Source organism: Flavobacterium yafengii, from assembly GCF_030010375.1.
Lineage (GTDB): Bacteria > Bacteroidota > Bacteroidia > Flavobacteriales > Flavobacteriaceae > Flavobacterium > Flavobacterium yafengii.
Genome location: NZ_JASCRY010000006.1, coordinates 151945 through 165493, shown reverse-complemented (window position 1 = coordinate 165493; position 13549 = coordinate 151945). Strand labels below are relative to the sequence as shown.

General features: G+C 36.4%; 2 protein-coding genes and 1 pseudogene. All 3 read right to left on the bottom strand.

Going from position 1 to position 13549, the window contains the following annotated elements; genetic code table 11:
• Positions 1-1112, bottom strand: a pseudogene (locus QLS97_RS16480) (IPT/TIG domain-containing protein); the annotation flags it as partial.
• Positions 1113-1554: 442 nt separating this feature from the next.
• The gene (locus tag QLS97_RS16475; protein WP_282718192.1) at positions 1555-7281 is read right to left on the bottom strand and encodes a choice-of-anchor D domain-containing protein; all 5727 of its coding nucleotides are present in this window, start codon (positions 7279-7281) and stop codon (positions 1555-1557) included.
• Between the two features lie 409 nt (positions 7282-7690).
• Positions 7691-13321 carry a T9SS type A sorting domain-containing protein gene (locus QLS97_RS16470; protein ID WP_282718191.1) on the bottom strand — a complete coding sequence of 1877 codons (5631 nt, stop codon included), beginning with the start codon at positions 13319-13321 and terminating at the stop codon, positions 7691-7693.
• Positions 13322-13549 lie beyond the last annotated feature (228 nt).

The window sequence follows — 13549 nt, the reverse complement described above, 5'->3', positions numbered from 1 at the left end:
GCATTATCACTGGTTACGGTCATTGTTAAAGTAACAGAAGTTCCAGCATCGGCAGCTGTTGGTGTATAAGTTGGCGTAAGTGTTGTAGCTCCTGCAGTTATATTTCCTGCTCCGTTTTCAGTCCATACGATTGTTCCGTTAGTCGCGGAAGCTCCACTTATTGTTGCCGTTGCATTTGAACAAATGGTTTGTGTTCCTCCTGCAGTTGCAGTTGGTAATGGATTAACAATTACTGTATAGGTTGCAGTTTCAGTTTGCGGTGCACAAGCATTATCACTGGTTACGGTCATTGTCAAAGTAACAGAAGTTCCAGCATCGGCAGCATTGGGAGTATAAGTAGGAGTTAGCGTTGTAGCCCCTGCAGTTATTGTTCCTGCACCGTTTTCAGTCCATAGGATTGTTCCATTAGTAGCGGAAGCTCCACTTACGGTTGCGATTGCATTTGAACAAATGGTTTGTGTTCCACCGGCAATTGCAGTTGGTAACGGATTAACAATTACTGTATAGGTTGCAGTTTGAGTTTGTGGCGCACAAGCATTATCACTGGTTACGGTCATTGTTAAAGTAACAGAAGTTCCAGCATCGGCAGCAGTGGGAGTATAAGTAGGAGTTAGTGTTGTAGCTCCTGCAGTTATATTTCCTGCTCCGTTTTCAGTCCATACGATTGTTCCGTTAGTCGCGAAAGCTCCACTTATTGTTGCGGTTGCATTTGAACAAATGGTTTGTGTTCCTCCTGCAGTTGCAGTTGGTAAGGAATCTACTGTAAAAACACCGGTACTCGTAGCAGTTCCTAAAAGAGTAACTACTGAAATAAATCCAGTTGAGGCACTTGCGCTCAGTATTGCAGTTATTTGGGAGTCATTATCGACAGTAAAAGAAGTCGCAGCTACACCATTAAAGGTGACAGAAGTCGCTCCAGTAAAATTAGTTCCAGTTATGATAACTGAAGACCCAGAATTGGTACAGGCATTAATTGGATTAAAACTCGATATGGATTGGGCAAAATTATCCAAACTGAACAGAAAAAGAATCAAAACAATCAAAAGAGAATTCTTCGAATTTAGTAATACAAAAAATGAATTTATATTGAATCTAGAGTATTTTTTTTTCATAATAGGCACACTTTTTAATCAAACAATTAATGATTTTGTAAACTGGACATAGAATAATCTATGGTTTTTACAGAAGTAAATAAAGTTTATTGTAGTGGTATTATTTGCAATGAAAAAATGAATCAAACTGTAGTCATTCTTTATATCTTATCTTTTTAGAATTGATATTCAAAAATGACAATAACTATGATTTTGTTCGGATTTTATATATTGTTTTTTTAGATGTTTTATCTTAATTGACTTAAAATTAGTGATTTATAACGATGTATTGTCTAAAAGAATCCTTTTTTCGATAAAAGGATTTTATCTCCCGACAAACTACTCGTTTTAAAAAAATTAAACTCGAAGGTTTTCTTTTTTTCCTTTTTTAGAAACAATTTTGACATAAAAAAAACTGTCTTTTCAGACAGTTTTCTCTTTTTTTAGTTTATTAATTGTGGAATTATTTTACTATTATTTTTTTAGTGAGATCTCCTTTAGACGTTTTTAGTTTTACAATATACACTCCTGAACTTATTTTTTTAATTGGAAGTTGTATGTCATATTGTCCTTGGTTTTCAATTTTCCAAGTGGTTATTGATTGTCCAATAATATTGAATAAACTTACTTCTTGAACAGTCGTGTCTAGTGTTTTGTTGTTGATTATTATTGTGTTTTTGCTTTGTGAATGGGCTACTCTTATTACATTATGAATACTGGTTTCATCGTTAACACTTAATGTCTTGTCTTTGAATCGTAATGAAAAACGAGAATGATGTTCACCTACTGTTAGATTGATTTCAAAAACTTCATTTCGGATATTATGGTATATTTTAGTTTCATCATCGTATAGAAAAATAGGCTGGTTAGCATCAAAATTTTCTAAACCGTCAATCATGAATTTTACTTTCCCAGCGGCATCCGTTTTTACACCAATAGGGTAGGAAGCATCGAGGTCAAAAAAACCTTCACCTTGAATTACCAGTTGATTTTCCCCATTCAAAAAATACATATCATTAGGAAAGTCATCGATATTTAAACCGTCATAACCGAGATCCATTTCGCTGGTCGCTTTCTCATCCATAAATCCTAACAATACCTGTCTGTGATGGTCATTATGGGAATTGAATCCTAATCGAATTTTTTTATAAGTATCATTTATTACTACATCATTATCATTGTTATTCCAGGCTTTCTCTTTACTGGATGTAGTTTTGTACATTACATTTGAGTTCAAAGCGTCATTTTCTTTATGAAAACCCCTTTGACTATTGTTGAAAATAACCGTTCCTCCAGAACCAATTTTTCCATTTACAAAAAAGCCTTGCCCAACCGGAATATAGCGGTTAGGAATACCTCTTGACGGAGTTCCTGACTGGCTGATAAAATCAACACCAGCCGCTGATGGGGCTAATCCTCCTGTTAAATTTCTAACGGCATAACCTCCTTGGTAATCACGTAAAGTATGGGTGTTGTTGCTGTCATAATGTTCCCAGAAATATAATGTTCCATCTGTGGAGGGATTTGAATTTATATTGGCTGTTATGAAAGCTTCGGCATCCAGTGCCGATGGATAAGGATTACCGGTTAATAACAGTTGATCATCACCTACAGTATTTGTTGTTATTGATCCATTATTTGGTTTTCCAATGAAAGTATAGTTTTGAGTTCCTAATGCACCACCACTTCCTTTTAAAGTGAATCCTTGCCCTACTCGTATTGGATCATTTTCAGTTATTTGAACCCAATTTGCATAATCATTAGTATAATCATCAAATTTATATAGCCAATATCTGGCTAGACTAATAGGAAATGTAGGAGCTCCGTCATATCCGCCAATCCAATTTATTGCTGTTGGTGCTATAGGATTTGTTCCATCTTTCAAACTGCCAGAAACGGTATAATTAGTGTTATTTGTAGTTGTATTTATTGGGCTGACTGGAGAGCTCCAATAATTATAATTGTATAAATTTGATTGTCCTTTTTGATCTCTTTCAATATATCCTGAGCTTGTAACGTCTAAATCGCTTTCAGCAGTTTGAACTAATTGTGACATGCCGACTAAATCAATTTTTCCGTCTAATTTTAAATACCAATCATTTTGTATTTTGGTATCATTATTCATTATGATATTTTTACCAGCATCTACCATCATTCCTAAATCAATATTGTTTGCGGTTTCTGTAATGTCATGTTTTACATGGACAATCGACCAGTCTTGTTCCATGATATCTTCACCTCTGATTTCTTTAGTGGGGCTGTTTACCGCAGTTGCAAAACTTCCATTTCGTTCTGTTAAGAATGGCATTGGTGCTTGTTGAACGTGAATGTTTTTATGGTTGTATATTTTTGTTCCAATGATATCAATTGCTGGAGTCGTCAGGTCATCAATGATATCATCTTTGTAATTATCCATTCTGTAATATCGAAGCAAATTACTAAAAGGCAAAGAAATAGGAGAGGAGGCTACGTTTTTTGGAACAATTAAACCTCTAATTTGGGAACCTGTATCTTGAATTTCCTGGTAGACCATTCTTTGTAATTGGGATTCGGTCAAGGCCAAATTGAATACTCTTACTTCATCTATTTTTCCTTTAAAATATTTTGTATTTGTGCCAGGATCTCTTCCTAAAGTAAGCAGCGATGCATCTGCTGGAATACTTCCTGTTTTAGCTTGGCTCGTCACCAAAGTACCATTTAAATATAACTTGATGTTTGATCCGTCATAAATTACGCCAACATTGTACCATTGTGACACATTTAAGGTGGTGTTAAAAAGGACTGATGTTCCATTTACAACTGCTTCTAATTTCTTGCCGGCAGTAATTCGTATTTGAAAATTATTTTGTCCTACAATGACTCCTTCTGAAGAAAATGCAGGGTTTAAATTAATCCATGCCATGAGCGATGCATTGGCTAAACCACCAAGAATTGCGGTGCTTTGTCCATAATCATTTCTTCCGTCAAAATCTAGAAATAGTTTGGTTCGGATGTCTCTTGGTGAACCAAAAGAAGCAGTATTAGTATCAAATATGTCTAGGATTCCATCTTTATCAATGTCAGTTGTACCATCAATAATTCCATTATTATTAGTATCTAAAGTTTTATAGTCATAGATTAATAATGTGTTTGCAATATCAAATGTACTTCCATTGGACATGACATCTAAATAATCAGGTATTCCGTCGGCATCAGTGTCTTTTAAATAAGTAGTAGCAGGATTTCCAGTTGCAATGCCTTGGTCTAAATTTCCATATTGAGCATTGAATGTAGCTCCGGTACCATAATCATAAATATCTAATATTCCGTCGCCAAACCCTTCAGTTATTCCGTCTCCATTAATGTCTTTACTTCTAAATGTTTCTGATTCCGGACCATCACCAACACCATCACCATTGATGTCTCCATCACCATTATTAAAACCGGGATCAATTGCATGAATATTTCCAGCTCCAGATTCGTCTACATCAAAGAGACTATCGTTATCACTATCTAAATCAATATAATTAGGAATCCCATCACCATCAGAGTCTAATGCAGGTAATGCTGCCACTGATTCGCTACTATCATGAAGTCCGTTTCCATTTGCGTCAGCCCAAGCTACATCTATTTTCCCTCTGGCATTACTTAGGCTTCCTAAACCAGCTTCAATAACATCTTCAATACCATCATTATCGGCATCAAGATCAAATAAATCTGCAACGCCATCATTGTCTAAATCACATAGAGTTTGTGAAATTATAATGTCGTCTAATGCAAGATCATTACCACCACCACCAGGTGCATTGTTGATGAAGCGGATAGTGAAGGCATTTACATTACCTAAATTTACACTAGTGGTGAATTGTTTCCAAATCCCTGTAGTACATGTATTATCTGTTACACTTCCCGCGCATCTCCCAATATCTCCTGTACTGAAAGTGGCAAGTACATTATTTGATAAGTCAACAAATTGTACAGTTATATTTGGTAAAATTGAGCTTGGAAAAGTGGATTGTGCCATTATATTTAACGCCCAAAAACTATAGGTTACCGGAAGATTAGACAGTATTCCTGTTATGGTTGTTTCATAAAATACTCCAGGAGTAAAACTGGCATTAAATACAGCCATTCTTCCGTTAGCATCTCCTGTTGTATGATCTTCCCCATTGTACCAAGCTAAATCACCATGAATGTTTTCAGGGTCACTTGCTACTGTACCGGTTATTTTACTAACTACGCAATACTCTCCGTCATCAAGTATTTTTGATGATTGAAACGGACATTCTGTAGTATTAGAACCTACAATTCCATCTTCATAGCAATAAGTTGTTGTTGCATTATAAGCAGCAGTAAAGCTTGAAGTTTTTCCTCCTGTACCAAAGGTTTCATTTAAAAACTTATAATCTACTTTATGTCCATTGGAACTATTGCAATTTATTTCCTCGGTGGCATCCAGAATGCCGTCGTTATCATCATCAATATCAAAATTGTCATAAACGCCATCCCCGTCGCTGTCAAAAAAGGTTTGGATTCCCGTGCCTTGAATGGAAAAATTATAAGGATTCTCATCAGTATCATCGTTTACAATAGAAATTGCGGCAGTTTTCAAACCTAAGGTATTAGGGTTGAAGGTAACTGAAAATGTAGTACTGCCTCCTGCAGGAATTGAAGCACTCGGACTTGTGGTAAGTGCGAAATCGCCAGCGTTAGTTCCAGAAATAGTTATGGCTCCTATGGATAAGGCTGAAGTACCCGTATTTTGAATAGTGTATGTTTTTGTGATGATTCCCGTACTGGTTTCCATTGATCCAAAGTCTGTCCAATCTGTGATGCTTGGGGTTGTGTCGCCATCAATAATTGAAATAGCATTTCCCAGAATATTTATTTCGGGTAAATTTACGGTTGCTATTATAGCTGTTCTTGCTGCAGAAATACATGATCCATTAACCGCTTCAACATAATAGGTTGTAGTTGTAGCAATAAATGGCGTAGTATAACTGAAGCCTGTTCCTAAAGTACTTCCGCCTGTAGCGACAGTATACCAAGAAATGGTTCCGGCAGAAGCTGTAGCTCCAAGTACAACAGTTCCAGAACTAATTCTAGAAGCGGGAGTCGTACCTGTAATCGTAGGAGAGGTATTTACGGTTACATTTGTTATATTATTTGTGGTAATGTTAGAACTACAGTTATTAGGAGTAGTTCCACCACTTGCCAGATTTGTAATTGTTATAGTAGTTGTACCGGAAGTTGATAGCGTGCTTGTAGAAAAACTTCCTAAACCAGCGGTTGTAACAGTCATAGATGCTGTATTTGCTGTTGCTGTATTTGCTCCTGTTAAGTTGTATGTTACAGTATAAGTTCCTACTGGTAGCCCTGCTGCTGAGGATGTTATTGATGTGCTGGCTGTGTTGCCTGGACAGATTGGAGTTGCTGATAGAGTTGACGTTAAACTATAAGTAGGACAGGTCCATGAGATAATTACTTGACCTTTATAGCCATCTCCTCCTGATTTATCTGCACCGATTCCTGTTCTAGCCCCTGCTCCAGCACCGCCTAAAGCAGTACTTGAATTTCCGTCGCTAGTGATATCTAATCCTGTTGCCCCAGCGCCACCTCCAGTAACTGCAGCACCTCCAAGCATGATAAGAGCACTATTTCCATTTGACGTTGTTCCTGCGCTTCCGCCACCACCGCCACTTGATACTCCTAATATTACACCGGTTCCACCTGCTCCTCCATAATAATTAAAACCAGAAGACCAGCCAATATTACCACTTGTGGATGCAATTGCACCACTAGCAGTTGAAAGATTACCACTTGCACCGTTACCACCATTACCGCCAACAGCTAATAATGTGGTCGTTGACCCAAACCAAGATGAGTTTCCTGCACCACCTGTGCCTGTTGAACCTACTCCGCCATTTCCAACAGTAACGGTATATGTAGTGCCTGGAATTACTGTAAGGGATGTATTTTTAACATAGCCGCCACCCGCACCACCACCACCAGCAGATGGATTTCCTGTTGCACCACCACCAGCGCCACCACCTCCCCAAGCTTCAACTTGTATGGAGGTTATCCCAGCAGGAACAGTAAATGTTCCAGATGTGGAAAAGGTTTGAGTTGTTTGTGAAATTCCAAAAAAGGTTATAAAAAGTAGGCTAATCGTAAAAACTAATTTTTTGCTTATTAAAGTAATTTTATCCATATTTTAATTACTGTATTTAATTAAGGTTCAGTTTTTTATATTTTGATAGGAATGTATTTGAGTGTGTTTTTATTAATCACAATAAATTTAAATTTATTATTGCAATTAATCAGCTTAAGTACTAATAAAATCGATAAAATACATGTTTATTTAATTATTGTAAGTTAATTACTATTTTTAAATAATTAATTTTTTTATAAGAATTTTAGCTCTTGTTGTTGTAAATAAATAATAACTGTTTTTAGAATTTTTGAATAATTTCGCATCTATTCAAAAAAATGTAATTATAAATGGTAGCTGCTCTTAATTAAGGATTTAAGATTTCAATAAATAATTTTTAGTTGGTGTAATAGTAAAAAAAAAGACTTCCCTGTTATGAGAAGTCTTTCTTAAGTTACTTTATTTTAAATTATTTGATGATAATTTTTTTATTGATATTTCCTTTAGTAGTTTTCAATTTTACAATATAAACTCCTGATGTTTTGTTTTGAATAGGGATTTTAATGCTGGTTTGTTCCTTGTCAGACAGCTCCCATTTAGACATTAATTTTCCTTGAATGTTGAAGAGTGATACAGCAGCAACTGTATTGTCATTTGCACCATTTGTTATATTCAAAACATTATTAGAACTTGTAAAGACTACTTGAATGCTATTCTCATAAATTAGATCCTTTACACCAAGTGTTTTATCTGTAAAGCGTAATGAGAAACGATCCGTAAAGTATCCTTGAGGAAGTTCTACTTCATAAAGCCTGTTTTTTATGCTATTATAGGTGTCAGTTTCTTTATCGAAAATAAAAACATTTTGGCTTTCATCAAAGTTTTCTAAGGCATCTATACCAAACGATACTTTTCCAGTAGCTTCTGTTCGAACAGCAATAGGGAAGGAGGCATCTTCATCAAAATAACCTTCTCCTTGAATTGCTAATTCATTTTCTCCATTCAATAAATACATATCGCTTGGTGAATCATCAATATTGAAAGCATCGTAGCCATTATCCATTTCACTAGTGGCTTTTTCGTCCATAAAGGCCAAAAGTACTTGTCTGTGGAAAGTTTTGTCGATAACATTAAATCCTAGACGTATTTTTTTATGGGTGTCTTTCTCAATTGGAGCATTGCTATTATCCGTCCAATGGCTAGAAGCTTTTGGACTAACAGGAATTCTATACGTTGTTTGGGAAACTCCAGCTTCATCTTCTTTATGGAAATCTCTTTGACTATTGTTAAAAGTTACTGTTCCTCCTGTTCCTGCTTTTCCAGCAACAAAGAAACCTTGTCCAACAGGAATGAACTGATTAGGGATCAACTTGCTTGCTGCACCAGATCCACTTATGAACTCTACGCCTGTGGCGCTTGGAGCGACCCCTCCAGATAGATTTCGTATGCCATAACCTCCTTGGTAATCCCGTAAAATATGGGTGTTGTTAGTTGTATAATGCTCCCAGAAATACAATGCTCCATCAATTGCGGGATCAGTAATAGATGTGCCTATTGAACCAATGTTATCGGTTATAAATTTATCAGCATCTAATGCAGATGGATAGGGATTTCCTATAAGTAACAATTGATCTGCGAGTACTGTATTTATTATAGTACCGTTATTTGGTTTTCCTAAAAAGGTAAGGTTTTGTGTTCCTACAGTTCCTGGCCCTTTTAAGGTAAATCCTTTACTTGCTGATAATATTCCTGTTTCACCTATTTGAGTCCAATTGGCATAGTCATTCGCTAAATTATCGAATTTATAAATCCAATAGCGTGCTAAACTAAATGGAGATGTTGCTCCATCATAACCGCTAACCCAAGTTATCGCTGCTGGTGCTGCAGGGTTTGTTCCATCTTTTAAAACTCCGGCTACAGTAAAAGCATTGTTATTTGTAGTGGCGTTCATTGCACCCACAGGTGAACTCCAATAGTTGTAATTATATTTGTTAGATTGCCCTTGCTGGTCTCTTTCTAATGAACCCGAACTAGTTGCATCTATGTCGCTGCCTAGTTTTTGTATCAATTGTGATCTTCCCACTAAATCAATTTTTCCATCTAGTTTCAAGTAATGGGAAACTTCAATTTTAGTTCCGTCAGTTTGTAATCCTCCAGTGGTTGTAGCAATTAAATTTGCTGTTGGTTCAACAAATAATCCTAAAACTTTTTTATTTCCTACCGAAGTAATTGTGTGCGTGTTTTTAACTTTTACAATATTCCAATCTATAATTTTTGTAGGATCTTCTATTGAAGTACTGTACGGTAAATCTTGTACCGTACTGTTTGTCCAGACTCCTATAGTTTCCCAATTTCCGTTTATAGCTGATTCATAAGGTAAAGGAGCTGTTTGTAAATCTACAGTTGTTAAATTTCGTAATGCAGCTGTATATTTATAATTAGAAATATCTTTCGCATTAGTGTACGTGTATGTTGACATTGGATAATACGCATTCAAATTTGCCCATGGAACACTACTAATATCATTCAATGTTATTGCATTAGGTACAATAGCTCCATTAGTTAGAGTAGTATTACTTAGTATTTCTTGGTTCATCACATAACGAAATTGTGCTTCAGTAAGTGCAACGTTCCAAACACGGACTTCATCAATAGACCCATTAAAAAGTGAGGTAGGTGATACACCATCGGCAGCAGCAATCAAGAAGGATTCGGTAGTTGCAGGAACGTTTGGCATACTAGTGTTAGTGATTGTTGTTACACCATCAATATACATTTTTGCAGTTGTAGTTGAACCATCATAAATGACACCTATATGATGCCATTTTCCTGATGGAATAACTGCGTTAGAAGTAATAGTATGTTTTGTCGCTCCAACCATCCAGCTCATTTCTGCTTTTCCGGCACTGTTAATACTTAAATCATATCCTTGAGAGAATGTGCTGTTTCTTTTAGAAAGGATGGTTTTATCACTGCTATTTCTATTTACCCAAGCCGAAACGGTGAAAGAAGTATTTAAGTTTAACACCTTTCCTGCGTCTAAATAGTCATCCACACCATCAAATTTTATACAACGTACAAAAGTTCTTTCTGGAGCATACCCAAAAGTAATGTATTTGGTTCCATCAAAATCATAGGTGGTTTCCAGATTTGAACCATTAACAGTCATCACACGGTATTCAGCTGTAGGATTAAAAACAGGAGTATCTGATATAAACATTAAATAATCTCCAGGAGGTGTTATAGTAGCTGTAAGCATTGTTGAAGGAATAGATACTTTGACAATAGGGACATTTCCTCCAGTTTGTATTACTTTCCAGGTTCTTCCCACAGAGACAAAACTTACATCACTGGTTAAAGTAGATGGCGAAGTTATTCCCGAACTAATATTTACGATAACAGGAGTTTGAGCTGCCAGAGTTCCTTTATTATTACCCCAAACTAAGAATTTCTTGTCCGTATCAAAGGTGTTTGTATTTGCTGTATTAGTTGTATAAATATCAGCTAAACCAATTGTGATTTCATCAGATGTATTAACACTTTTGGATTGTTTTTGATTCAGTTTTGATAGGTCATCTCTACCAATTCCAGTAATATCATTATTATAACCGGTATTTGCGGTTGCATCCCAAATGATTGCTCCAGCTGAGTTGGTATAGTTCATGGAAGTACCATTAACACCTAAGGTTATACCATATTTTATAGCCAAATAACTTTGAATATTACTTCTTTGTATATCTGTAGCTCTTGAACTAAAAGTTATTATTTCACCTACTCTTCCATCTAAACTTCCATCCCAACCTTCACTTCGACCTATCCAGAATTGAGAATTATTGACATTAGCAAATGATCCGGAATCCGTGGTAAAAGTACCTACATTATTAGCATTAAAATATAATTCTGTACCGGTTACACCAGCATTATTTCTTGCATTTATAATGCCTGGAGAACTGTATGAAGCAGTTGTGCTTTGATGTGCTACTCCGTAGCCTAATCCCAGCCCAGCCGAAGTACCTAATGCATAGGTCAAAACTTCATTATTCATTCTACTGGTATAGGCTCCATAACCAATTCCTGTTCCATCAGTTTCTTGAGCACCTGAATTTTTATCTCCGCAAAAAATATCCATACTTGCTAAAGCTGAGGTAACGGTTACATCAGGTATCATTACTGCAAAAATATCCTGACTATAAAATCCGGAGGAGCCTTTTAAATATTGTCTAGTCGCATCGTTGTCCGTATAAACTTGAGGAGCAGTATTATAATTATTTGTAAAATCAACTACTGAGTTGAAATTGATATTGTGTGTTGCAATATTTCTGTATTTTGGAGCACCAATTGAAGTAGGCTTTGTAGCATTACTGCCCCGACCTTGCGTAATCCAAGTTGTTACATCAGTATTGTCAGCAACACTAGTTGTGCCATTGAGTAAGTCAGATCTTAACCATAATTGTAAATCAGTAGTTACACCTCCGGGTCCATTTGTTAATGGTGCCGGAGATAAAATATTTACTATATAATCCTCAGTTTCTCCACTACCAAATGTAGTACATGCATCACCTGAACCATTAGCACTTCCTGAATTTCTACTTCTAACACGCATTAATGTATTACCATCAATTGCTGCCATTGGAATTATAATGCTAGTATTACCACTAGTTGAAGAAGTATAGACTTGTGTCCATTCAGATGCTTCAAAGCTTCCATTTTTATTGTAATCAATCCATACTGAAACGATTCCTGTAGTAGCTGTATTGACACTAATGTTGTAGCTGGAGCCTTTGATAATAGAAGTTGTTGGAGATCCTGTTGCGTAGTAATTATTGTAAGCATTTCCATCTGTATTCGAACAAGTGGATGTATTATTGATGGTATTGAAGGTGATATTTGTTATCGTAGGGCCATTACAAGCGCTATTGCCGGGTGTACAATAAGTAAAAGACGATGTTGTTTTATTTCCGTTTAAAGGGGAAATGGAATTGTATGATGGTCCTCCATTACACGATACGGAATTATAAGAAAAAATATAGATATAATATAAAGTCGATGCATTAAGACCGGTAGTGGCAAAAGTATTGTTATTGTCATTATCTACAACAACATTAGTACCGCCAAGAGTAGTTGATCCTATGGTATATGTTGTCGCATTTGATGGAGAAGGAGCAATGCCTGAAGTATTAAGTACTACTAAGTAATTATCTGAAGCTGGACTCGGTAGAGTAAAAGAACCATTTATAGTGCTACTTGTTGGGGTTAAAGATAAAGCAGTGGGTTGTGCAGTCGGATTTGTACAAGTTGGAGTATTATAGGTAATTCTAATTTCTCCTCGTGCTCCTGCACCTCCAGTACTAGAGCAACCACAGCTACCTCCTCCTACTGCTGATCCACTACCACCACCTCCCACGGCAGAACCTGGATTTCCAGAGGGAAAACCATTATTTGAAGCTCCTACCGCCGCTCCACCTATTCCTCCGCTATTTCCGCTATTTCCACCAGCAGAACCATTTGAATTCGTTCCTGCTGCTGTTGATCCACCAACCATAATGGTTGTTCCAATACTTCCAGTTGTAACTGCTGCTCTTAAAGCTCCATTTGCAATTGAATTTCCAACTAACCCTCCTAATCCTCCATTAGCAAATAAAGTTCCGGTAGTATTAAACCAAGTTCCTTGCCCGTTAGTTCCGTTAGCTGCACTAGTTCCTGAAGTAGATGGTGCTACAAATACGTTGTAAGTAGTTCCAGATGTAATACCAGTAAAAGTTGAACTGGTATAAGTTCCACCAGTTCCACCAGAACCACCTTTTGAATTTCCATCTGCACCACCTCCAGAACCACCACCTCCCCATGCTTGAACGGTTATTGATCCGGTTACTCCTGCAGGCACAGTCCAAGTTCCTGAGCCAGTTGTAGAAATTGTTACGGTGGTAGTTTGAGCGTCGATCTTGCTTCCCAAGAAAAGCATCATGAAGAGACTTAAAAAGGCGACTAGAGATTGGGTTTTATTTTGTTTTTCTTTTTTGGTAGCAAAGAAGGAAAGAAGATAGGTTTTTTTTGTAAATCTAAGAGAACCTGTGTTTTTTGAAAAGTAATTTTTGGCCATAAACTTTCGGGTAAGATATTTAGGCCATAAAACTACTTGTTTGTTTTTTGCGAAACAACATTTTGTTGATAAAATGTTATAATTTTTAGCTGTTTATCGGATTTTTTGTTTCACTTGTCGGTGATGTAAGTGTGGTGAAGTTATTATGGAACAATCTTGTTTCTTGTAAATCCTTAAAACTACCACTATCAGACCCCTTTGGGATTGCTCCGATAAGAGTCAAATTTG

Coding starts and splice junctions, on each gene's coding strand:
- QLS97_RS16470 (WP_282718191.1), bottom strand. CDS start 13,321: ATGGCCAAAAATTACTTTTCAAAAAACACAGGTTCTCTTAGATTTACA.
- QLS97_RS16475 (WP_282718192.1), bottom strand. CDS start 7,281: ATGGATAAAATTACTTTAATAAGCAAAAAATTAGTTTTTACGATTAGC.